The sequence below is a fragment of the Flavobacterium okayamense genome (assembly GCF_019702945.1).
Classification (GTDB): domain Bacteria; phylum Bacteroidota; class Bacteroidia; order Flavobacteriales; family Flavobacteriaceae; genus Flavobacterium; species Flavobacterium okayamense.
This window is the reverse complement of the sequence record NZ_AP024749.1, coordinates 784,408-808,500: the sequence shown is the minus strand read 5'-3', so window position 1 is coordinate 808,500 and position 24,093 is coordinate 784,408. Positions and strand designations below refer to the sequence as shown.

Annotated in this window: 24 protein-coding genes; 10 read left to right on the top strand and 14 right to left on the bottom strand. The window is 28.4% G+C overall.

Annotation, left to right across the window (positions count from 1 at the left end; all coding sequences use genetic code 11):
- Positions 1–107 precede the first annotated feature (107 nt).
- Positions 108–1,817: an autotransporter outer membrane beta-barrel domain-containing protein gene (locus KK2020170_RS03660; RefSeq protein WP_221259455.1), complete on the top strand. Its 1,710-nt coding sequence runs from the start codon at positions 108–110 to the stop codon at positions 1,815–1,817.
- A gap of 68 nt (positions 1,818–1,885) precedes the next feature.
- On the opposite strand, the gene KK2020170_RS03655 is transcribed toward KK2020170_RS03660, so the two are convergent.
- Positions 1,886–2,920 (bottom strand): glycosyltransferase family 9 protein, encoded by a 1,035-nt coding sequence (locus tag KK2020170_RS03655; RefSeq protein WP_221259454.1) that lies wholly within the window; start codon positions 2,918–2,920, stop codon positions 1,886–1,888.
- Between the two features lie 11 nt (positions 2,921–2,931).
- On the bottom strand, positions 2,932–3,537 hold the full coding sequence (locus KK2020170_RS03650) for a DUF4254 domain-containing protein (RefSeq protein ID WP_221259453.1): 606 nt from the start codon (positions 3,535–3,537) through the stop codon (positions 2,932–2,934).
- A 73-nt stretch (positions 3,538–3,610) separates the two neighbouring features.
- Between KK2020170_RS03650 and upp the strand changes: the two genes are divergently transcribed.
- Positions 3,611–4,264, top strand: a complete 654-nt coding sequence (upp, locus tag KK2020170_RS03645) for a uracil phosphoribosyltransferase (RefSeq protein ID WP_221259452.1) — start codon at positions 3,611–3,613, stop codon at positions 4,262–4,264.
- Here upp and KK2020170_RS03640 read toward each other — a convergent pair.
- Complete coding sequence (locus KK2020170_RS03640) at positions 4,259–5,188, bottom strand: DUF6427 family protein (RefSeq protein WP_221259451.1); 930 nt, start codon at positions 5,186–5,188, stop codon at positions 4,259–4,261. The two genes, upp and KK2020170_RS03640, sit on opposite strands and share 6 nt — an antisense overlap.
- Before the next feature lie 47 nt (positions 5,189–5,235).
- Between KK2020170_RS03640 and KK2020170_RS03635 the strand changes: the two genes are divergently transcribed.
- Positions 5,236–5,466, top strand: a complete 231-nt coding sequence (locus tag KK2020170_RS03635) for a DUF6341 family protein (RefSeq protein WP_221259450.1) — start codon at positions 5,236–5,238, stop codon at positions 5,464–5,466.
- 69 nt (positions 5,467–5,535) lie between these two features.
- Here the strand turns inward: KK2020170_RS03635 and purD are convergent, their stop codons facing one another.
- Positions 5,536–6,807, bottom strand: a complete 1,272-nt coding sequence (gene purD, locus KK2020170_RS03630; RefSeq protein WP_221259449.1) for a phosphoribosylamine--glycine ligase — start codon at positions 6,805–6,807, stop codon at positions 5,536–5,538.
- Positions 6,808–6,907: 100 nt separating this feature from the next.
- Between purD and KK2020170_RS03625 the strand changes: the two genes are divergently transcribed.
- The gene (locus KK2020170_RS03625; RefSeq protein WP_221259448.1) at positions 6,908–8,218 is read left to right on the top strand and encodes a phenylacetate--CoA ligase family protein; all 1,311 of its coding nucleotides are present in this window, start codon (positions 6,908–6,910) and stop codon (positions 8,216–8,218) included.
- Here KK2020170_RS03625 and KK2020170_RS03620 read toward each other — a convergent pair whose 3' ends face one another.
- The 4 genes from KK2020170_RS03620 to KK2020170_RS03605 all read right to left on the bottom strand — a co-directional run bounded on the left by KK2020170_RS03620 (position 8,219) and on the right by KK2020170_RS03605 (position 12,348).
- Positions 8,219–8,980: a glycosyltransferase family 2 protein gene (locus tag KK2020170_RS03620; RefSeq protein WP_221259447.1), complete on the bottom strand. Its 762-nt coding sequence runs from the start codon at positions 8,978–8,980 to the stop codon at positions 8,219–8,221.
- The gene (locus KK2020170_RS03615; RefSeq protein WP_390641516.1) at positions 8,980–10,263 is read right to left on the bottom strand and encodes an exopolysaccharide biosynthesis polyprenyl glycosylphosphotransferase; all 1,284 of its coding nucleotides are present in this window, start codon (positions 10,261–10,263) and stop codon (positions 8,980–8,982) included. The genes KK2020170_RS03620 and KK2020170_RS03615 overlap by 1 nt, the downstream gene beginning before the upstream one ends.
- Before the next feature lie 76 nt (positions 10,264–10,339).
- Entirely contained in the window at positions 10,340–11,323 is a 984-nt protein-coding gene (locus KK2020170_RS03610) for a UDP-glucuronic acid decarboxylase family protein (protein WP_221259445.1), read from the bottom strand.
- Positions 11,320–12,348, bottom strand: coding sequence for an O-antigen ligase family protein (locus KK2020170_RS03605; RefSeq protein ID WP_221259444.1), 1,029 nt, complete (start codon positions 12,346–12,348; stop codon positions 11,320–11,322). Before KK2020170_RS03605 ends, KK2020170_RS03610 begins: the two co-directional genes overlap by 4 nt.
- Before the next feature lie 393 nt (positions 12,349–12,741).
- Between KK2020170_RS03605 and gmd the strand changes: the two genes are divergently transcribed.
- Both gmd and fcl read left to right on the top strand, forming a co-directional pair.
- Positions 12,742–13,806 (top strand): GDP-mannose 4,6-dehydratase, encoded by a 1,065-nt coding sequence (gene gmd / locus KK2020170_RS03600; protein ID WP_221259443.1) that lies wholly within the window; start codon positions 12,742–12,744, stop codon positions 13,804–13,806.
- Positions 13,800–14,741, top strand: coding sequence for a GDP-L-fucose synthase (gene fcl, locus KK2020170_RS03595; RefSeq protein ID WP_221259442.1), 942 nt, complete (start codon positions 13,800–13,802; stop codon positions 14,739–14,741). Before gmd ends, fcl begins: the two co-directional genes overlap by 7 nt.
- Positions 14,742–14,780: 39 nt before the next feature.
- On the opposite strand, the gene KK2020170_RS03590 is transcribed toward fcl, so the two are convergent.
- A complete protein-coding gene (locus KK2020170_RS03590; protein ID WP_221259441.1) occupies positions 14,781–15,749 on the bottom strand; it encodes an NAD-dependent epimerase/dehydratase family protein in 969 nt (322 codons plus the stop codon).
- The gene (locus KK2020170_RS03585; protein WP_221259440.1) at positions 15,742–16,290 is read right to left on the bottom strand and encodes a WcaF family extracellular polysaccharide biosynthesis acetyltransferase; all 549 of its coding nucleotides are present in this window, start codon (positions 16,288–16,290) and stop codon (positions 15,742–15,744) included. The genes KK2020170_RS03590 and KK2020170_RS03585 overlap by 8 nt, the downstream gene beginning before the upstream one ends.
- 333 nt (positions 16,291–16,623) lie before the next feature.
- Between KK2020170_RS03585 and KK2020170_RS03580 the strand changes: the two genes are divergently transcribed.
- Positions 16,624–17,640, top strand: a complete 1,017-nt coding sequence (locus KK2020170_RS03580) for an O-antigen ligase family protein (RefSeq protein WP_221259439.1) — start codon at positions 16,624–16,626, stop codon at positions 17,638–17,640.
- Positions 17,615–18,694, top strand: coding sequence for a glycosyltransferase (locus KK2020170_RS03575; protein WP_221259438.1), 1,080 nt, complete (start codon positions 17,615–17,617; stop codon positions 18,692–18,694). Before KK2020170_RS03580 ends, KK2020170_RS03575 begins: the two co-directional genes overlap by 26 nt.
- A 48-nt stretch (positions 18,695–18,742) precedes the next feature.
- On the opposite strand, the gene KK2020170_RS03570 is transcribed toward KK2020170_RS03575, so the two are convergent.
- Positions 18,743–19,270 (bottom strand): hypothetical protein, encoded by a 528-nt coding sequence (locus KK2020170_RS03570; RefSeq protein WP_221259437.1) that lies wholly within the window; start codon positions 19,268–19,270, stop codon positions 18,743–18,745.
- A gap of 183 nt (positions 19,271–19,453) precedes the next feature.
- Here KK2020170_RS03570 and KK2020170_RS03565 point away from each other — a divergent pair, with 183 nt between their 5' ends.
- The gene (locus KK2020170_RS03565; RefSeq protein WP_221259436.1) at positions 19,454–20,692 is read left to right on the top strand and encodes a glycosyltransferase family 4 protein; all 1,239 of its coding nucleotides are present in this window, start codon (positions 19,454–19,456) and stop codon (positions 20,690–20,692) included.
- A complete protein-coding gene (locus tag KK2020170_RS03560; protein ID WP_221259435.1) occupies positions 20,679–21,896 on the top strand; it encodes an O-antigen ligase family protein in 1,218 nt (405 codons plus the stop codon). Before KK2020170_RS03565 ends, KK2020170_RS03560 begins: the two co-directional genes overlap by 14 nt.
- Here the strand turns inward: KK2020170_RS03560 and KK2020170_RS03555 are convergent.
- From KK2020170_RS03555 to KK2020170_RS03545, 3 genes are read right to left on the bottom strand one after another with little or no spacing between them, the layout of a single operon-like run.
- Positions 21,859–22,617 carry a glycosyltransferase family 2 protein gene (locus KK2020170_RS03555; protein WP_221259434.1) on the bottom strand — a complete coding sequence of 253 codons (759 nt, stop codon included), beginning with the start codon at positions 22,615–22,617 and terminating at the stop codon, positions 21,859–21,861. The two genes, KK2020170_RS03560 and KK2020170_RS03555, sit on opposite strands and share 38 nt — an antisense overlap.
- Positions 22,618–22,619: 2 nt before the next feature.
- A complete protein-coding gene (locus tag KK2020170_RS03550; protein WP_221259433.1) occupies positions 22,620–23,327 on the bottom strand; it encodes an FkbM family methyltransferase in 708 nt (235 codons plus the stop codon).
- Position 23,328: 1 nt separating this feature from the next.
- Positions 23,329–24,090 (bottom strand): FkbM family methyltransferase, encoded by a 762-nt coding sequence (locus tag KK2020170_RS03545; protein ID WP_221259432.1) that lies wholly within the window; start codon positions 24,088–24,090, stop codon positions 23,329–23,331.
- Positions 24,091–24,093 lie beyond the last annotated feature (3 nt).

Sequence of the window (24,093 nt, the reverse complement as noted above, 5' to 3'; positions counted from 1 at the left end):
CAAAAACATGGAAAACAGTACGCTTTCCGTAATTCTGTACATTGAAAATTTTAGAATTTATTATTCTAAAAATACTTTTGTCTCAACATAACCTAAATCTAATATTCATGAAAAAAGTATTTACAGTTTTATTTTTAATTTTTGGACTTACTTCTTTTGCTCAAGTTGGAATTAACACAACATCCCCAACGGCTACTTTACATGTTTATGGTAATACAACCTTACCAAGTGGAGGAGGAACTATAAATTTATTAAATCAAAATTTTGACACTCCATATACAGTTGTTCATTCTAATAATGGTATGGTTGGTTGTACTGGTCCAGGAACAAATGGTTGGGTAAGAACAACAACAGGTAACACTAACTCAAATTGTTCTTCGTGTACTGGAGGTTGGCTCTGGATTAATTCAGACGAATCAGGCTGCGGACAAAATGCAACTGCACGAGTAGATTTTACAACAGCTCCAACAACAACTTCAATTTCAATATCATTTGCTTATCGTTATAATAATTTCGGAGCCGCTCCAGATTCTTTCAGAGCTTATTTATACAACAATACAACAAATGCTCAAGTTGGTGGAAATTTAGTTAATTTAACAACTGATGCCAACACTTCTTATTCAGGCAGTGCAACTGTTGTAGCTGGGAATTCCTATTCATTACGATTTGAATACCAAGGAAATTTCGACTACGGTGCTTCAATTGATAATATATTAGTTACTGAAACAAGCGCTCCTTCAGGCGGTACATTTTCTTTTCGTTTAGAAGACGGGACACAATCTGCAGGAAAAGTTTTAACTTCTGATGCTAATGGAAATGGTTATTGGGAAACTCCAGCAGGTGGAACTGATAGCCAAACACTAAGTATTGTTGGAAACGATTTAACAATTTCAAACGGTAACACAGTTACTTTACCTTCAGGTGGTGGAGGAAGTTACACTTTTACAAATGCATTAACAGAAACATCTGGCACAGTTCGGTTAGGAGGAGCACTAACTCAAAATACAGCAATCGATTTAAATACGAGAAACTTAAATTTTAATGGTACTAATACTGGCGACCTATTTTTTGAAGGCAATACATTGACTGTATTAGAAACAAATTTTGGGGATAACTATATAAACTTTGGAGATGGCGGTGCATTTATTGATAGTGATGAAGGCCAAACATTTTCTGATACCTATAACGGAGGACCTTTTACTAAAAAATTTGTAGCTGGTTTTTATAAAGGTTCTTCAGGTGGAACTGCAATTGCTTTAGGTTCTATAGAATATATTGTTGATGGAACTAATGAATTGTTTTATGAAGGTAGTGCTTTCAGTCCAATGTCTGATTTTGGAGCCGATTTAGGAGCTTCGCCTTTTTCTGGTGTAACTAGACGTTGGGATGATGTATATGCCGATGATTTTATTACACCAACAAACACTTATTCAAAAACAAGTAATAAAAACTCAAATTTACAAAATAGAGGTTTAACGGAAATTATGCAATTAAACCCTATTTCATATAAAGAAAACACCCCTTCTACAGGAAATATAAATATTCCAGACAATCAAAAAGCAAATAAATTAGGTTTTGATGCACAAGAACTATCGGTTGTCATTCCAGAAGCCGTTAAAAAATCAGATTGGGTATGTTTAGATGAAAGTGGTAAAAGAACATATATTGAATATGAAAAACCTGTAGGGATAATGCCTTATCAAATTATACCTGTTACAGTTAAAGCAATTCAAGAACAACAAAATCAAATAGAGGAATTAAAAAAAGAAATAGCCCTTTTAAAGGAAATGGTTAATGCATTAAAAAATAAAGAGTAAATAAAGGTTATGTAGAAAATTTATTCTATAGTGTTTTATAAATACTTAAAGGGCTTAAGTGCTGTAATTTATATTGCAGCACTTATTTTTTCTAAAATAAAATTAGGCTTAATGCTTCGCATTATATCTTCGTATCCTTCCACTTTTTTGTTTCCATAAACCGATGTTGGCAACAAAGGATATTGTTGTCTATCTGCAGTGATACAAAAATCATCAGGTTGATTAAAAGGTTTAAATCCAGCATATGGGTGTGTTGCACCCCAAAGTGTAATTACTTTCACACCCAACATAGCAGCAATATGTGCATTACCACTATCCATTGAAAGCATTAGATCTAAATTGGAAATCAAATCTAATTCTTCTTGAAATTTCAATTTTCCAGCTACAACAATTACATTGTGATGTTGATTTTGCAATTGATTTAGTTTTTCAATTTCAGCGTCACCTCCACCGAATAAAAAGATTTTATGATTATTGTTTTCAGCTAAACCATCTAGTACATTTTGCATTAAATCTTGTGGATACACTTTACTCTCGTATTGTGCAAAAGGGGCAATTCCAATCCATTTTTGAATTTTTTCTCCAGTAATTTCAAGAATTTCTTTTGAAAGTTTTGCCTTTTCTAGAAACATTGGATTTTCTAAAGAGATTTTAAAACCTATTTTTTCAAACGTTTCAACGTGTCTTTGAAACATCGATTTTACAGGGGCGAAAACTTTGTTTTCTAATCGAGTTAATGCTTTCTTTTCAGCTCTACCCTTGTCGGTTGCGGCAACTTGTTTTCCACTTAAAGCGAATAACGTTCGAACTACTTTAGAGCGCAACACATTATGTAAATCAGCAACGGCATCGATATTTAGTTTTCTTAAATCGGAAAACAGTCTAAGTAAGCCTATAAATCCTTTATGACGTTCTTTTACATCAACTCCAAAAAATGAAACATTTGGAATTCCATTAAAAAAAGGGGCAAAAAAAGGTCGGGAAACTACTGTAATTTTTGTTTCAGGATATTGAAAAGAAAAAGCTCTCAACACGGGAACTGTCATTGCGACATCGCCCATAGCCGAGAGCCTGATAACTAAAATATGTTTTGGTTTAGACATCTAGATGATGACTATTTTTTATTTTGATACAACACTGGGTTTAGTTCCTCATCGTTGTACATTTTCATTTGTTTATACACTTTCATGTATTTGTCGCCTGCTTCAATATCTTGAATTAATTGAGAAATTGAAGTAAACATATCTTGCTTTTGTTCTAGCAATACATTTAATTTTTCTTGACATTTCGCTCTATGTTCAGCCGTAGCTTCAACACGAGTCGCTTCTTCGTTCATGTGGTAAATTTTTAATGCTAAAATTGACAAACGGTCAATAGCCCAAGCTGGACTTTCTGTGTTAATTTTTGCATCAGACTTTACTTGAACGTCTTTGTATTTTTGAAGAAAATAACTATCAATATACTCCACCATATCTGTTCGGACCTGGTTCGAAGCATCAATCTTACGTTTTAAATCTAAAGCCGCAACTGGATCGATTTGTGGATCACGAATAATATCTTCATAATGCCATTGCACAGTATCTACCCAATTTTTTGCATATAGTAAATATTCAATTGTTCCTTTTTCATAAGGATTTTTCACAGGTTGGTACACATCGTCAATAATGTGATAATCTTTTATACTTTGTTCAAAAATTGGGAAAGCAAATTCAGCAAACATGATATTAATCTTTTTAATTTCTACAAAAATAAGGTTTTTTTGTACTTTTAACCTGAAATAAAAAATAAAAGCTATGCACATACACTATATATCAGAAGAAAACAGCATTTTGAATCATTTTTTAACTCAATTAAGAGATATTCATATTCAAAAAGATAGTATGCGTTTTCGTAAAAATATAGAACGCATAGGTGAAATTATGGCTTATGAATTAAGTAAGACTTTAGATTATAAAAATATTGACGTTCAAACGCCACTAGGAATAAAAAAAACTACCACAATTGCTGAACCTGTTGTTTTGTGTTCTATACTTAGAGCTGGTTTAGCTTTACACCAAGGTTTTATGAATTTTTTTGACGATGCAGAAAACGGATTTGTTTCGGCTTATCGTCATCATTACGACAACGATGATAAATTTGATATTTTGGTTGAATACCAAGCAGCTCCATCATTTGAAGGTAAAAACTTAATTTTAATCGACCCAATGTTAGCTACTGGTCAATCGTTAGTAGCTGTTTTAAATCAATTGCATTTGGAACAAAAACCAAAAGAAATTCATATTGCAGTTGTAATTGCTGCTCCAGAAGGAATTGCTTTTCTTGAAGAAAATCTTCCAGAAAATTGTCATTTATGGGTTGCTGCTTTAGATGAAAAACTCAATGAAAAAAAATATATTGTTCCTGGTTTAGGTGATGCTGGTGATTTAGCTTACGGAAGTAAATTATAAAGACATTACGAAAAAGAAAACACCTAAAAGTATAATAACATCTAAAACAATTTCTTTTAATAATTTGTTTTGAAGTCCTTCTATAAAATTTCCTCCCATTATAGCCAGTGGAGCAAAACAAAACATAAGACAGCTATTATCCTTATTTGCAGAAAGAATATAAATTGTAACTCCTAAAACAAATGAAAAAAGGACTTTTTTATATGATGATTGTAAGTTAAGTGCTTTGGTGTTTATTGTTAAAATCATACTTATAAAAAACAATAATGAAATTGATGCAAATAAAGCTAATGCAATATTTTGATAAACTGTCTCAAAATAAGTAAAATCGAAGCTTAAATAAGACTGTGCAAATAAATATTGAGTTAAACTTTTATCGAAATACAGATTAACTCCAAAAAATAATACCACTACTGAAAAAAGAGCAATAAAAGGAATTAGCCAATTTTTAAAATCTCTAGAAACGTGTAATATTATTGAGATAAAAACCAAAAGTATATAAACAATACTCCAAAAATGAAATAATGCAGCTATAAAAATCCAAAATGAAGCATCGAAAAGTTTCTCTTTTGGTTCTTTCATCGATTTTAATGAAATTAATCTTCGTAAAGCCAATAAAAGAAAGAAATTAGAAAGCAAGATTTCTCCATTACTAAATATCTTTGGGGAAAAAAGAATAAACAGAAAAAACAACAGTACAGAAAAGTTGTTGTTTTTGGTTAAGGTGTTCTTTAAAGTTATGAAATTAATTAGAGCTAATGAGCTTACAGAAATTACAAAATACAAAGCTCCATAACCTAAAGAAGACCAACCATCATTAAGTAATCCATTAGAATAAAAGTATAAACAAAAGCAAACCAATAATGCGATTGCTAGAATTAAGTAATTTAATGGACGAGTTTTCTCAAAAATATTGGTTATCATTAGGATATTTTTATATTTTTGTGCTGTAAATATAACACTTTATCAAGATGAAATCATTTTTTGAAGCAATACAATCACTTTTTGTTGATATATTATTTTTACCATTTGATGCTTTAAGAGAGTTAGAATTAACAAATTGGTGGGCAGCAAACACAATTAATTGGATTTTAATTATCGTTTGTTGTGTTGCTATGTTATACTGGTTAAAGCAATTAAACATCTTTAAAAACAACAATGAAGATGATGACAACACTACCGCTCATTCATTTTTAAAATAGTTTTAATAGAACATAAAAAAAGCGCAAATTAAATTTGCGCTTTTTTTATGTATTATCGATTTACATTTTTTATAAATCAAAACCAATATCTTTTCTAAAGTACCTTTTCTCGAAACTAATTTTTTCTATACTTTGGTACGATTTTGAAATCGCTTCTTGATAATTAGCACCATATGACGTAACAGCTAAAACACGCCCGCCATTTGTTACTACTTTATTTTCTTTTAAACTTGTCCCTGCATGAAAAACAATTGAATCTTTTACAGTTTCAATTCCAGTAATTACTTTTCCTTTTTCATAATCTTCAGGATACCCGCCAGACACCATCATAATTGTGGTAGCAGCTCTTTCATCAATTTCTATTGAAATTTTCTCTAATTCTTGTTTTGCCATGGCTTCAAAAATTTCGACTAAGTCCGTTTTTAACCTTGGCATTACAACTTCAGTTTCTGGGTCGCCCATACGAACATTATACTCAATTACAAATGGATCATCTCCCACTTTAATTAAACCAATGAACACAAATCCTTTATAATCAATAGTATCTTTTTGTAAACCAGCAACCGTAGGTTTTACAACTCTTTCTTCAATTTTAGATAGGAATTCAGTTGTTGCAAACGGAACTGGAGAAACAGCTCCCATTCCCCCTGTGTTTAAACCTGTATCACCTTCTCCAATTCTTTTGTAATCTTTAGCTGTTGGTAAAATTTTATATGATTTACCATCTGTTAAAACGAAACAGCTTAATTCAATTCCGCTTAAGAATTCTTCAATAACAACTTTAGCACTTGCTGAACCAAACTTAGCATCAACTAACATGTTTTTTAATTCTGCTTTTGCTTCTGCTAAATCATTTAAAATTAAAACGCCTTTTCCTGCTGCTAAACCATCTGCTTTTAATACATAAGGAGCTTTTAGAGTTTCCAAAAAAGCATATCCTTTTTCAACTGTTTCGGCTGTAAAACTTTCATAACGAGCGGTTGGAATGTTGTGCTTTACCAAAAATTCTTTCGCAAATTCTTTACTTCCTTCTAATTGTGCTCCGTATTTTGAAGGTCCAATTACCGGAATTGAAACTAATTCGGCATCATTTTTAAAAAAATCATAAACCCCATTTACTAAAGGATCTTCAGGACCAACCACAACCATATCGATTTGTTCTGCTAAAACTAATTGTTTCACAGCATTAAAATCATTAGGATTAATAACTACGTTTTTTGCAATTTGGGATGTTCCTGCATTTCCGGGTGCTACAATTAATTTTGAGCATTTTTCACTTTGTAACATTTTCCATGCTAAAGCATGTTCGCGTCCTCCCGAACCTAAAAGAAGTATATTCATGTTGTTGTGTTGTTATTTAAGTGCAAAAATACTTTTATTTATTGGTAAAAAAAAGTGGTGCGTTAGTTCAGTTTTTATATTTTTGGATAAAAGAATTTACATGTTCAAGCTTTTCGATTTAAGTTTAAAAATTAATGGTTTTGATATTCGCAAAGCCCAAAAAGAGTTTGAACAAATTTTAGGTGTTCCCGAAAAAGACTATCAAGATTATATTGAAAAAAAACGAAAAGAAATTGTTGAATATCACTTACAAAACAACCCTTTCTATCGAGAAATCGTTGGTTCTTCGTTATTTGAAAAATGGGAAAATTTACCCGTTTTAACTAAAAAAAATCTTCAAAAACCATTAGCTCAAAGACTATCAAAAGAGTATTCTGAAAAAAAAGTTTTCGTAAATAAAACATCAGGTTCTAGTGGAGATCCTTTTGTTTTTGCAAAAGATAAATATACTCATGCTTTAACTTGGGCGTCAAACATTTATAGATTTGGTTGGTATGGTATTGATTTTAATTCGTCGTACCAAGCTCGTTTTTATGGAATTCCATTAGATAGAGTGGGTTATTATAAAGAACGATTTAAAGATTTTCTTAGTAGAAGGTATCGTTTTCCAATCTTCGATTTATCAGATAAAATTCTAGAAAGCGTTTTAGAACATTTTAAAACCAAGAAGTTTGATTATATCAATGGCTACACAAGTTCAATTGTCCTTTTCGGCAAATACCTTCAGGCTAGAAACATTGTTTTAACTGATATTTGTCCGACATTAAAAGTTTGTATGGTTACCTCTGAAATGTTATTTGAAGAAGATAAAATTTTATTGGAAAAACATTTAGGTATTCCTGTTGTGAATGAATACGGAGCATCAGAATTAGATTTAATTGCTTTTCAAAACCCAAATGATGAATGGCAAGTTAATGCCGAAACGCTGTTTATTGAGATTTTAGACGAAAGCAATCAACCTGTTGAAAATGGTAAAGAAGGAAAAGTAGTAATTACTTCACTTTATAACAAAGCACATCCATTTATTCGTTATGAAATAGGAGATGTTGGAATTTTAGACGAGAAAAGTTGTTGGAAAAAACCAATTCTTAAAAAATTAGTAGGAAGAACTAGCGATATTGCTATTTTACCAAGTGGGAAAAAATCGCCAGGATTAACCTTTTATTACGTAACTAAAAGCATAATTGAAGATGATGGTAATGTAAAGGAATTTATTGTGCGTCAGAAAACATTAGATTCTTTTGAAATAGATTATGTAAGTGAAAGTGAATTAACTCAACAACAAATTGATGAAATCGAAAAAGCTATTTCAAAATATTTAGAGCCCGGACTTACTTTTTCTTATTATAGAAAAGACGTTTTAAAAAGAACTGCTAGAGGAAAATTGAAACAATTTCAATCAGATTTATAGTTAGTTTTTTTTTGTAAAATGTGGCTTAATCAATATTTGATTTGCTAAAAACAAGGCAGTATTAAGTATCGCTTTTAGCATATTATTACCATGAAAATCTCTATAAACCGAGTAATTATATTTAATCAATTTTAGTTTAGACGATGAAACAGAGTCTTTTCGTACGCGATAGAACGCTAAACTTTCTGAAACCGGTTTTACTCTTCCAATTTTCTTTACTAAAGTTAGCCACAATATCCAATCCTGACGTTTTTTTATACTTGAAATAGGAATTTTGCCATAAAAATCCACGGAGTAAATGCCAGTTAAATTTCCAATCCAATTACAGTAATACAATTGTTCATAAGAAACTTCTAATGGAGAAGTAATTAGTTTATGTAATTTTTCACCTTCTCCGTCAATTTGTTCATAAAAAGAAAAAGTCATTGGAAGGTTCTCTTCTTTCATAAACTGCAATTGTAAAAATAGTTTTTCTGGTTTCCATAAATCATCTGAATCAAGAAAGGCAATGTAATTTCCTTGTGCTTTTTGGATTGCAAAATTTCGAGCTATTCCGGGTCCAGAATTTAAGTCAAGTTTAAAACATTTTATTCTAGAATCTTTAATAGTATTGATTAGTTCCCAAGTTGAATCTGTAGAACAATCATCCACCAAAATCAACTCCCAATTTGTATACGTTTGATTTAAAACGGAATTAATTGTACTTAAAATGAACTTTTCAGAATTAAAAGTTGGTGTTATTATGGAAACTAATTTATTCATTAGTAGGCTTTTTCTTCACCTCTTAAAGCGTTTAAGATTGTTAAAACAACTATTTTTATATCAAGTAAAATTGACCAGTTTTCCAGGTAAAAAATATCGTATTTTACTCTATTTATAATATCTTTTTCATTCTCAACTTCTCCTCTATACCCACTTGTTTGAGCTAAACCAGTGATTCCTGGTTTTATAAAATGCCTAACCATAAATTTATCTACGCTTTTAGCATACATTTCTGTATGACTAACCATATGTGGTCTTGGTCCAACCACAGACATGTCACCTAGAAGAACATTAAAAAATTGAGGTAATTCATCAATACTCGTCTTGCGCATAAATGCTCCTGTTCTAGTTACTCTTGGATCGTTTTTTTGAACCTGCTCAAGATCGGCAATTGGGTTTAAACGCATCGATCTAAATTTATAACAATAAAATTCCTCGTAATTTAAGCCATTTCTTTTTTGCTTAAAAAAAACAGGCCCTTTGGATTCCAACTTAATAAGTATTGCCATTAATGGAGTTAGCCAAGACAAAATAAAAATTATTATTAATAGCGAAAATAAAATATCAAACGTTCTTTTAATTATTTGATTTGTAGTTTTATCTAATTGAATATTTCTCAAAGATACTATAGGAATAATTCCATAATAATCTAAAATTAAGTTTCTAGAAAGAACGCTTGTATTATCAGGTAAAAGCTTTAGTTTTTTTAGATTATTATCTGTGTAGTCTACAAATTTTGTGAGATCCAGATTAGAAATACTTACTAAAGAACAATAAACCTCATCAATTTTATTAAGGGTTAAATATTCAAAAACATCTTTGAAATCATTTTTCTTTTCAACTTTTGAATCAAAAACCTTTTCTAATTTATATCCATAATCAGGATTTTCATTAAAAAAATTAACTAATTGTTTTATGTCTTTTCCTGCTCCAACAATTACAACTCTCCTATAATTTCCCCCAAAAGTTACTCTAACCGTTCTTAATAAATAATAAATAGAAAATTTTTCGAATGCAACTAAAACTAATGATAAAGATATATACTTTATCATCTGAGAAGGCTCCGAAAATTTATAAAAAAAGCCTAAATAAGCGAAGTTAAAAATTAAAAATAATAAATATTGTCTAAAAAGTTTACCTAAAATTTGAAATTCTTTTGTGAATCGATAAACTTCATAAAAAGCAAGGTTCCACGCCAATATAATCCATGTTAAAGAATTAAATAAGTGAAAGCTCAATGTATTTATTTCGTTAGGTAGAAAAAAATACGCAACGCTATTGATTATTAATAAATCTAAAGCGTAAGAAAAAGGTCTTATATAACCTGAATATCTACCTACTTTTGGTGACAAACTTATTCTAATTTATGAATTTAGTAAAATCTTTATGTTCTTCCTTAGCCAATTCTTCAGGAGATAACGATTTAAAATATTCATAAGTTAATCGCATACCTTCAGCCCTTCCTACTTTTGGTTCCCATCCCAAAATTTCTTTTGCTTTGTCGATATTAGGTTGACGTTGCATTGGGTCATCTTTAGGTAAAGGTTTATATATGATTTTCTGATCTGTACCCGTTAATTTAATTATTTCTTCAGCAAAATCTTTTATAGTTATCTCATCAGGATTTCCAATATTAACTGGAAAATGATAATCTGAATGCAAAAGTCTCCATATTCCTTCTACTTGATCGTCAACATAACAAAACGAACGTGTTTGGCTTCCATCACCAAAAACTGTTAAATCTTCACCTCTTAAAGCTTGACCAATAAATGCAGGAATTACACGACCATCATTAAGTCGCATTCTTGGTCCATAGGTGTTAAATATTCTTAAAATTCTTGTTTCTAAACCATGAAAAGTATGGTAAGCCATTGTGATGGCTTCTTGATAACGTTTTGCCTCGTCATAAACGCCCCTCGGTCCAATTGTGTTCACATTACCATAATATTCTTCTGTTTGAGGATGAATTAAAGGATCGCCATAAACTTCAGATGTCGATGCAATTAAAATTCGCGCTTTTTTAACTCTAGCCAATCCTAATAAATTATGAGTTCCCATCGCTCCTACTTTTAAAGTTTGAATAGGGATTTTTAAATAATCTATTGGGCTAGCTGGTGAAGCAAAGTGTAAGATATAATCTAATTTACCAGGCACATGCACAAACTTTGTTACATCATGATGATAAAATTCAAAATTTTTATCTTTAAATAAGTGTTCAATATTTTTTAAATCCCCAGTAATAAGATTATCCATTCCTATTACATAGTATCCTTCAGCGATAAAACGGTCACATAAATGAGACCCTAAAAATCCAGCAGCACCTGTTATTAATATTCTTTTCATTTTAGATTTTTCTTAGTATTTGAAGTAGTAAATAAACAAAAGAAAACAGTAAAAAAAACTATCCCTCTTTGTCTCCATAAAAATGATTCCGTCAAAAATAAACTTATCATTAGAAATGTGAAAGAAATGTGAATAAAATCTTTTGCATTAAATGCAGTTTTTAGAGAAAAGAACAAAATAAGCATTAAAAGTAAAAAGCCAATAAAGCCTAATTCGGCAAAAATTTGGAGATATTGATTGTGGAAATTTTTCTTTTGATAACCTTCATGATTAGCATCACCAAGATAAATATTGTGTTCAACTCCTTTCTGTTCAATTTTAATGTTAGATGCATTAAATCCGAATCCTTTCCAAAAAATAGAGTTTTCTTCAAATAATTCTAAAAACACTCTAAATTGATAAACTCTAAAAGCTGTTCCAGGAAAAAAATCTTTTGGTGAAAAAGTTTTATTATTCCACGCTTCATACATTGTAATTTTATTTTCAAAATTATCTGATTTTGAAATCACATTATGCCCTATTCCCTTCTCTGTATTATTTTTAAATTCTAGTTCAACAAATGCTTTAATTTTTTTATAAAACAAAAAAGAAATAAAAATTGTCAATACAAGAATACTGTTTCTTAAACGCAGTTTGTTTGCAAATTTTGAATAAAAAAAATAATAAACTAAGCTCAATATAAATGAAATTATCAAAACATTTGTAGAGGATAATAACACTAAGAAAAGTAATAGAATTAGCATTACAATTTTTTCATGTTTAAACTTTTCTTTTTTGGTTATAAAATAAAAATATGCAATCGCTATAAAAACAGATACGTGAATAGCATTCAACTCTTTTGGAACTATTCCTGTGTCTAAATTATATTCTCCATGACTGAAAAAAACTGAAGTATTATTATACAGAAAAAATCTAATGAGTGCTCTTATTAAGAAAACTAATGAAAAAATAACAGCCGCATATGAATATGTTTTTAGTACAGATTCTTTAAAATTCTTTATATTATTATTGAATACTAAAAACAATAAGGGGATTATTAATAAAAAAACTGTTCTCGGTATTGAATTCAGTGTTATTTTTGGTTGAATACTCCAAAAGTATGATCCAAAAATCCAAATAAACAATAAGATAGGTAAAAGTAAAAGTAAATTCCAACATATTGGTTTTTTGAAAAAGATAATAGTATATACAAAACCTATCAGCGCAGCTAAATTACTTGCAGGAATTGGTAAAAAAATCGAAATAGCTAAAAAAATAACTATTAAGCTTAATTTACTTTGATTTTGTAAAAACAGAAAAATACTATTCAGCATATTTTTAATACAATATTGTGCAATTTAAGTATTTTTTACATTATTATAATTACATTTTAAATATCTAAAAGTTATATTTGTAGCCTCATAATATTTAAATATAAAATGAAAGTAGCATTAATCACTGGAATAAATGGGCAAGATGGTTCTTATCTTGCAGAACTCTTACTAGAAAAAGGATATGATGTTCACGGAATTATTAGAAGAAGTTCTACATTTAATACAGAAAGAATTGAACATCTCTATATAGAAGGTTTATTATTAGATTTACATAAAGAGAAAAAAATAAAATTACATTATGGTGACATGACGGATTCAACGAATTTAATTCGTTTAGTTCAACAAATTCGCCCTGATGAGATTTATAACTTAGCGGCACAATCACATGTTAAAGTCTCTTTTGATATGCCAGAATACACAGCTGAAACTGATGCTGTTGGAACCTTACGTTTGTTAGAGGCTATTCGTATTTGTGGACTAACAGAAACGACAAGAATTTACCAAGCATCAACATCTGAATTATATGGTAAAGTTCAAGAAATTCCACAAAAAGAAACAACGCCATTTTATCCAAGATCTCCTTACGGAGTAGCAAAAATGTATGCCTATTGGATTACTAAAAATTACCGTGAGTCTTATAATATGTATGCCGTAAACGGAATTTTATTCAATCACGAATCAGAGCGTAGAGGTGAAACTTTCGTTACCAGAAAAATCACATTAGCCGCTTCCCGTATTAAACATGGAATCCAAGAAAAATTATACTTAGGAAATCTAGATGCGCTTCGCGATTGGGGTTATGCAAAAGATTATGTAGAATGTATGTGGTTGATGTTACAACAAGATACACCTGAAGATTTTGTAATTGCAACAGGTGTACAATATTCTGTTCGCTATTTCTGTGAATTGGCGTTTAGAGAAGCTGGTATTGAAATTGAATGGAAAGGTGAAGCTGAAAATGAAAAAGGATATTGTAAAGCTACAGGAAATATATTAATTGAAGTAGATGAAAACTACTATCGTCCTGCTGAAGTTGAAACTTTATTAGGTGACCCTACTAAAGCAAAAACTGTTCTAGGATGGAATCCAAGTAAAACTTCAATTGAAGAATTAGTAAAAATTATGATGAAGCATGATTTAGAATACGTAAAATTACCAAGAGTATGCTAAAAACAGCTAAAATATTTGTTGCTGGCTCAAGAGGAATGGTAGGTTCTGCCATTGTTCGTAACTTAGAACAAAACGGATTTACAAACATCATTACTAAAAGTTCTAAGGAACTTGATTTAAGAAACCAACAAGCCGTTTTTGAATTTTTCGAAACGGAAAAACCAGAATATGTTTTCTTAGCCGCTGCAAAAGTTGGTGGAATTCATGCAAATAATACCTATCCGGCTGAATTTATATATGACAACATGATGATTCAAAATAATGTGATTCATGCTGCCTATTTAAACAAAGTTGAAAAATTATTTTTCTTAGGAAGTTCGTGTATTTATCCAAAATTTGCTCCACAACCTTTAAAAGAAGAGTATTTACTTACAGGAGCTTTAGAACCTACTAATGAAGCGTATGCTATTGCAAAAATTTCTGGATTAAAAATGTGTGAGTTTTACAAAAAGCAATACGGTTGTAATTTTATATCGGCTATGCCAACTAACTTGTATGGTATAAACGATAATTTTAATTTACAAAACTCGCACGTATTACCCGCTTTACTTCGTAAGTTCATTGAAGCGAAACAAAACAATGCTTCAGAAGTTGTTGTTTGGGGTTCTGGAACACCTATGCGCGAATTTTTATTTGTAGATGATTTAGCAGAGGCATGTGTTTTCTTAATGCAAAACTACAATGATGCTGAAACGGTAAATATAGGTACTGGTGAAGATGTTACTATTAAAGAACTAGCAGAAACTATTAAAAAAACAGTTGGTTTTGAAGGTGAATTAGTTTTTGATGCTACAAAACCTGATGGCACGCCAAGAAAATTATTAGATGTTTCTAAGATTAATAACTTAGGGTGGAAACATAAAGTAAACTTGCAACATGGCATTGAAAAAACTTTAGATTGGGTTGTTGAAAATAATTTTGAAATGTTTACATAAAAAAACAAAAAAGGCTAGAAAATTCTAGCCTTTTTTTATTTAATTACTTTCCATCCAATCCACAGTAATATTTACACCTTCTTCTAAATTATAAGGAAGTTGTCCGCAAATAGTTTCTAATTCAGAGGTGTCATATACCATATTAGTTATCATATTATTATATCTAAAAGTTGTAAGTGGAACACTTTTCCATCCTAACTTTGAAAAAATATCTCCAATAGATGCAATAAACTTTAAAATAAAGACTGGTATTTCTCTTGTTTTATTATTATTAATTCTTCTTGAAATTAAATCAGACCACGTTTTTAATTCAATTGGGGGGTAATCAGTAAGGTAAATTGTTTTCTCATCATTGATTTTATCTGAAAATAAAATTTTTTCAATTTGAAAAACAGAATTATAAACAAATCCAAATGATTTTTTAGGGTTATGTCCTTTTGGTAAAAAGAATTTTCCTTTTTTTATTGTATCAAAAAAAGTTCTATATGGAATATGAAAAAATGGACCCCAAATTGAAGTAGGTCTAACAATAACATAATCATGATTTGCTAATTCTCTGACAATTTTTTCACCAATCATTTTGCTCTCACCATAAAGATTTGGGGGGCAATAATCATGATAATTTTTAGGAACGTAATCAATTTTACATACCATTCTACTTGAGGCATAAATGGTCTTTTTTATATTCTTATTGTTATTTATTATTCTAACTATATTTTTTACACCATTAATATTAGAATCGTATCCTATAATATTTTTATTTTCGTCTAAATCAGTCCTAGCAGCAAAATGAATAACATAATCAGGATTAAATTCTTGAACTGAATCATTTAATTTATTAAAATCTAAAATATCACCTTTTACCCACTTATCTTTATGTAATTTATCTATAGGCTCTTTAATGTCATAATTAATAACATCAAAACCCATATTAAAAAAATGTCTGATTAAATTTGAACCAATAAAGCCTGAGCCTCCAGTTATGAAAACTTTTTGTTTTTTATTCATTTCTTTTTTTGACAACTTTTGCTGGATTACCATAACATAATGTACCTTCTGGAACATTATTAAAAACTACACTTCTAACTCCAATAACTGCTCCTTTTGCAATTGTTACTCCAGGCGATACATATACCTCACTTGTAACCCAAACCTCATCTTCAATTACAATTGGTTTTGCAAAAATATCAAAAGTTGTTTTTTTATAGTCATGCCCTCCAGTATTAAAAAAATTTCTATGGGCAATAGAAACATTAGATCCTATTTTAATTGATGCTAAATTATAAATATAACAATCTTCACCGATCCAAGAATTATCTCCAATTTCTAATTTCCAGGGATAAGTTATTTTTACACTTGACCTAATTAGAACATTCTTGCCAATTTTAGCTCCAAATAATCGCAGTAAAAAATTTCTAAAACCATACATAAACTGAAGAGATGGTCGAAAAAATAAAAATTCTACTATTCCCCATAATTGAACTTTAATCTTACTCCCTCCTCTAAATTCTTTAGGAACACTAAATGTACTTAGATCCTGATATATCATCTTCATTAAATTGTGATTACAAACTTAAGTATGTTTATTTAAATATAAAAATAGTCCCAATCTAATTATATTTTGTATAAATGTACTTATTAAACATTAATTTTTATACTTACTTTTACAGCTAATAATTTTAAACACTAAATTGATTAGTAAAGTTTGAAAATAAACTTAAATAAATATTTATTACACTCTTCAGTATTTGCAATTTTTACTGAAGCTTTCAAATATAGATTTATAATTGACCTAAAACTGTTTTATTTCATTTTATTCATCAACTTAATCCTACTATTTAAATATAAAAAAGTAACCATAAATAGTTTTTTAATTACTCTTTTGGCTTTCCTATTTTTTCATAGTAGTATCGCTTATTTATGGATAGGCATTCCTCCTAATTTTATGTTATCGCAAATTTTTGGAATTGCAATATCCTGTACCTATTTTTACAATGTTTTAAAACTTTTTACAAAGGAAGAAGTTTATGATATTTATACTAAATATTCATTATTTACAGCTATTATAGGCTTTCCTGCTTTTTTTTTAGGAATAAATTTAAATGTAAATCCTGATCCACGTTTTAGCAGTTTCCTTACTGAACCGGCTCACTACGCTTTACTAGTTTTACCGGCTTGTTATTATTTTTTTAAAAGAAAACAATACACTTCTTTTTTTACTATTTTTTTATCGCTTATTTTAACTGAATCTTCTATAGCTTATATTGGTTGTGCACTTATATTTATTTTGCCAAATATAAATCTCAAAAGAATTAAATATGCCGTAGGAGTTATTCCATTTGTTATAGCCGTTTTTTATTGGGTATATTCCAATAATGAAAAAGTAAAAATGAGATTTGATGATACTTATAACTCTTTAAAAGTTTTAGATACTGGTAAGTTTGACGAAACTACTAATATTAGTACCTATGCGTTACTAAGCAATTTTTACATAGCAAAAGAAAATTTTATTGAACACCCATTAGGTAGTGGTATTGGAAGTCATTATTATATGTATCATGATCGATATAAAAAATTGATGCGAACACCTAACTATTTATATAGATTAGAATTAGATGATATCAATTCTAAAGATGCAGCTTCATTGTTTGTAAGATTACTTTCAGAGTTTGGAATTATAGGCTTATTGGTAACTATATTTGTTATTTATTTAATTACTAAAAGTTTTAAAGATAAATCGTTAATTGTAGAACAAAGTATAGGAGTTTATATCTTATTAAAATTGTTTAGAGATGGACATTATTTCCCTCCAGAATTATTTTTCTTCCTAATAATTTTTTATTTCTCATATTCTAAATCATTGTTGTTTAAAAATGAAGAAAATTTATCACATATCTGAAAACGTTTCTTTTAACAGTGGAGGGGTAAGAACTATTTTATTACTTCTTAATAATTATTTGAATCAAAATCATCAACCCTCAAATATTATAACTAATTTAAAAGAAGAAACTGATAATTTTATCCATTTTGAAACAACTAAACCTTGGTTTTATCAAAAAGAAATTAAAAAATATTTAAGTAAGTTACATAATACTTCTAGTACTTTCCATCTTCATGGTACTTATTCCTATACACAATTTGTTAGTTCGGAAATAGCTATAAAAAATAAAATTCCATACGTTCTAAGTCCACATGGAATGTTAGAACCAAGAGTTCTAGCAAAGAATAGTTTAAAAAAGAAATTGTATTTACAGCTTATTTTGAATAAAATAATAAAAAACGCTGAATTTTTACATTGTATAACACCTATTGAAAAAGACAATGTATATAAACTTACCCAACATAAAAATATTGTAGAAATTCCAAACTTAATTGATTTTTCAACTATTCCTAAAGATTTAAATTACGAACCAAAAGAAGATTATTTTCTTTTTATAGGAAGGCCTGATAAGATAAAAGGTTTAGAATTATTAATTTATGCTTTTGCTGAAATAAATAATAGAGACAGAAAGCTGAAAATTGTTGGTCCAGAAAATGATTATACAATTGTACTCAAACAACTAGTAACTAAATTAGGTTTAGATAGTAATGTTGAGTTTTTAGGTCCTATTTTTAACCAAGAAAAATATAATTTAATAACTAATGCTAGAGCTGTAGTTGTGCCTTCATATTCAGAAGTTATAGGAATGGTTAATTTAGAAGCTTCAGCCTGTAAAGCCCCTGTTATTACGACACATCAAACAGGATTGAAGCAAGAATTTGGAAAAATGGGTGGAACCCTTATTAACCCAAAAATTGAAGAAATTAAAAATGCCTTACAAGAAAGCTTAAATTGGAATGATATTGAAAGAATCGAAAGAGGTAATCTACTCCAAAAATTTGTGTATGAAAATTATAGCTGGGACCAAAAAGGTAAACTTTGGTTAGACTTGTATAACAAAATAAATCTATAAAAAAACAGAACCTATTGGGTTCTGTTTTTTTAACTATATATAAAATTTTTAGTCTTCTAAAACTGCTTTCATTTGTTCGTTACCTCCAAAAGCTGGTGGGTAATCTTTATCATGCAATAATTGGTGTTTACCTGTTGCAACATCCATAACCATTTGATCATTGTTTGCGAAATAAGAAAGGTAGTCAATTGGTGAAATTACCTCTTTTTCGTTAATAATCATAGTTATACTTTTTAAAGTAAAGTATTCTTGCGATTTATTAGAACTAAATCCAATTGCAATATTATAAGCATCAATATCTTCAGGTAATTTTAATTCAATTCTTTGATTCATAGGAGAACCTACAACTGCAGATTTTACTTCTTTATCTAAACGAACATTATCGTTTTTATCATAAACATAAAGCTTAACAGTGTCATTTTTTTCATAAATTGCGTCTAAAATAACTGTAATTTCTTTTTTGGGTTCAGCTATTTCAACATTTTGTTCTTGAGTGTTGTTTTCACTATCATTTTTCTCTTTTCCACAAGAAAATAGTGTTAAAGCTGTTAAAAATACTAAAATTAATTTTTTCATTTTTTGTTGAATTTTATGATGCAAATATATTACTTTTTCATTTCAAGTTGTTTTTTTTTTTATTTTTTAAACATCTGATTTTCTATGTTTTACAACAACTTAAATAATATATAGTATAGAAGATTTAGTCAAAAGATTCTTAGTAGTTCATTAATTAGTATTTTTGAATTAAAATTTAGATAAATGTCTAAGAAGATAACCATTATTACTGCAAATTATTATCCGGAAGACACGGCTATTGGCCTTTATACGACTCAATTTGCTGACTATTTAAAATCTAATGGTTTTGAAGTTACTGTTTTGACAGGGTTTCCCTATTATCCTCAATGGGAAATTAACACTGATTATAAAGAAAAAAAGGCATTTTATACAGAAACTAATAATGAAATAAAAATTATTCGCTTTAAGCAATTTGTCCCAAAAAAAGTAAATTTGTTGGGCAGAATTTTAATGATTCTTAGTTTTAATTTTGGGTTGTTTATAAACTTATTTAAGCTTAAAAAAAGTGATTTAATTATAAGTGTTGTACCTTACACAACAAATTCTATTATAGGTAAATTTTATTCTTACTTTAACAAAACAAAATTTTGGATTCATATACAAGATTTTGAATTTGATTTATTAATAGATTCTGGTATTGGAACTAAAAATTCTTTTTTCAAAAGTTTGTTTTTTAAAATTCTTTTGAAAACAGAAAGTTTGCTTTTAAATTCGGCAGATATAATAAGTTCGATAAGTACCTCTATGATTCAAAAAATTTATGAAAAATCAAATCCTAAAGAAGTTTTTTATTTTCCAAACTGGGTTTCAATAGATAACATAAATCCGACTACTTCGCAACATCATCCTTATTTTAATTCTAATAAATATAATCTTTTATATTCGGGAAATATAGGTGAAAAACAAGATTGGGACTTTTTTATAGAATTTTGTAAACTTATAAAACCTGAAGATGATTTAAATATTACCATTGTAGGAAACGGTGGCTATTATAATACATTAAGAGAAAGAGCTTCTAATTTTGAATTTGTAAAATTTAAAGATGTAGTTCCTTATAGTGATTTATCAAACCTACTTTGTACGGCAGATTGTCATTTTTTATTTCAAAAAAGCGATGTTATTGATTCCGTTATGCCTTCAAAATTACTAGGGATGATGGCAAGTGCAAAGCCTTCAATTATAACTGGTAATAAAAATTCTGAAGTCAACAATATATTAAGTAATTCTAGTGGAGGTTATTATATTGCTAGTAATAATGTAAAAGAGGTTTATGAAAAAGTGATTTCTTTAAAAAATAATGCTGAGAAATCATCTAATATGGGTGCGCAAGCTCGCGAATTTGTTAAGAACAACTTCTCTGATAAAGCGGTTTTAGATTCCTTTATAGTAAAAATTAATGATGTGCTTCATGAAGAAAGATAAGCTAATACTTATAATGACTTTTTTAATAGGGTGTTTATTTACTTTCCCTTTATTTAAAGAAAATATTTCTTCAATTTTTTTGATTGCCACTACAATTGTAACTATTGTTTACCTTTCAACTGCTAAAGAAAAAATTCTTTTAAAGAAACATCATCTAATTTACACATTACCTTTTTTTATTGTTTTATGCACCAATGTCTTTGCTGTAAATGCTGAAATGGACTGGAAAAATGTAAGTAAATCTTTAATGTTTCTTATTTTTCCTTTGGTTTTTTTTAATATTCCAGCAAGTGTTTTTAAAAATCTAGAAACAAAGTTTATTTATATTTTTAAGTTTTCTTGTTTGTTCGTTAGTAGTTATTACATCATTTCATTTTTACTAAATCATACTTTCTTAGATTTTTTTAATGAAAGCTATAATGAATCGGTTTTTAGGAAACATGTTTATAGCATCGCTATTTTTAAGATTCATCCAACTTATTTATCTCTTTTTTTAAATGTTGGTATCATACATTCTTTACTCTACTTTAAAAAAGAACTCAAGTATTTGAATCTCTTTACTTTCATTTTTTCTCTAATAATGATATTGCTTTTATCTTCAAGATTAATGATTGTTATTTCGTTTATTTCAATCATCTATACTGTTACAAAGGGAATTTCTATAAAAAAAAGATATTTTGTTCCAATTATTGCTGTATTTTTTACTGGACTTATTTTCTTGCCTGGAATTAAATCGAGGTTTATAGAAGCTTATAATGATTTTAATAATCCGCCTAAAGGCATGTATTTCAATTCAACTAATATTAGAAAAAGTATTATTAATTGCTCGTTTGAAATTCTAAAACAAAATTATGTTAGAGGTGTAGGGTTTTCAAATATTCAAGCGGAACTTAATGAATGTTATGCAGCAAATTATGATTCTAAATTTTATGAAAATCACGATTATCTAACACATAATTACTTAGTGTATATTTTCTTAGGATCAGGAATATTAGGGTTTTCAATATTTCTTTTTTACCTATTTACAATCATAAGAAATTGCCTAAAAATAAAGAATGTTCTTTTAAATGTAATTTTATTTAGCTGTATTGCCCTTTTCTTTGTAGAAGATTTTCTATATAGGCATTATGGATTATTCTTCTTTAATTTATTTGTATTTAGTTATTTTAAGTTTTACGAATATATTTCAAAAGAAAATGCTTAAATCGATCTACAGCAAAGTCTAAATAACATAAAAACTTATTTCTTCTATCTGAATCTATCTTAACTTGCATTGCTTCTTTTAGAGCAGCATCTACATTTGTACTAATTCCTCCAAATTGCATTACAGCTGTAATTTCATTAATAAAAAATGGTTTCAACTTGTCGAAGTTGACTAAGAAAAAATAATAATCACTTGCCGATTTATATGCTAAACTAAATTTTTCATTCTCAAATAAAGACTTGTGGTGAAATGAACCTACGTGAGCAATATTCATGTTTCTAAAAAACTTTGATTTGCTAAAATTATCACCTCCTAGTATTCTGAGGTTATCACCTTTCTCATTAATCAATTGCACTTTGCTGTGTAAATAATTACAGTTGCTTTTTGTTGAATTTTTATATGTTTCTAAAGCGTTTTCTAAATAATAATCATCGGAACCTAAAAAACTTATCCATTTTCCTCTAGATAAATTTACTCCTTTATTCCAAGCATCATAAATTCCTTTATCCGGTTCAGAGATATACTTAAAAACAATTCCTTTTTCGTTAAAAATTGGGACATATTTTTTAACAATTTCAACTGTTGTGTCTTTTGAATTTCCATCAATTATTAAAAATTCAAAATCTATAAAGCTTTGATTTAAAACAGAAATTATAGTTCTTTCTAAAGTTTTTTCACTGTTAAAAGTTGCTGTAATAATTGAAAAAAGTGGAGTATTCATCTTTAAACCCTAAAAAATATACCTTCAATTTCATTTAACTGACCTGTTTTTGGGTTATAAAAACCATTTTCAATGGAATATAACTTAAAACCTTTCTGTTTCATAAAGTCATAAATTTCATCAAAAATTACAACTTGCTCATAAGAAGGATTTAAAGACATTTCTAATTGTACACCAGTTATTTTATCCAAAGATTTTTCTGCTCCTTTTAACACTTCCATTTCAAACCCTTGGGTATCTATCTTTAAATAATAGTTTAGATTCTCATTATAAATCTTTGTAAAAATAGAATCTATTGTTTTAATTTCAACCTCTTCAGTTGTAAAGAATTCGGAATTTGTAGCCTGAGTAATTAATTCTGTTTTTTGGTTGAAAAATGAGCTTGAAAAATAATTTTTAGAAATATTGATATTTCTTTTCTCGTTATCTGCTCCTAAAGCAAAATTATTAATTTCCCAATTTTTATCTTTTGAAGAATTCTTTTTTAATTTGTTAAAAGCAAAACTCAAAGGTTCATATGAATGAATCTTCCCTTTATAACCTGTTTTTCTTAATTCCTCTCCATATTGACCAAAATTTGCACCAACGTCTAAAACACAATTTATTTTAAACTCATTCAAAAGAAGGATTCTTCTTCTTAAATCAATCGATGGATATCTTTTTAAATCAATTCCTATTCTATTGAATAATCCGTTAATAACTTTTATCATACTATGATTTACTATTAAAAAGTTGGTACAATCTTTTTAAACTATCGTATAACAATCCCGTATTTTTAAAATGAAAATTTATGTAATATTTTATTAATTTTATTTTGGTTGTTATATTAATTTTTTCATTTTGATTTATAAAAAACAAATCACATTTCCAAATAAACAAAAATTTGAATCCTTTTGAATTCATATATTTAATAACTTCTTTTGAATCAAAATTATTTTCTATTGTCAAAGAAGAAATATAAATTGAATTAAAATCAATTGTCTTTAATATATTAAACTCTCCACCTTCGGTATCTATACTACAATAATCTACTCTTTCTATATTGTTATCTTGTAAAACTTTATTTAAAGAAAATGTTTCTATTAAAATTGTTTCGCGACTACTGTTTTTTACTTCATTTAATTCATTATTAATTCTTAGCTTATGTTCTTCATTAAAAAAGTCGGAAAAACCACTTAACATTTCAAGCTCTTGACTTCCTGATAGTTTTTCAAACTTTAATATTGAATTTTTATCACTTACTCCTCCATTAATTAAAATTGAATCTCTAATTTTTTCAAGTTTTTTAAAGCTAATTGGGTTTGGCTCAAAACAAATTCCTTTCCAATTACAATGCTTTTCAAAAAATAATGAATTTGAAAAAGTTATTCCGTCATAAGCGCCTATATCTATAAAAAAACCATCTTTTTTATTGTTTAATAATATATTTATAATTTCATCTTGATTAAACTGTGAATAAAATAATTTTGACATGAT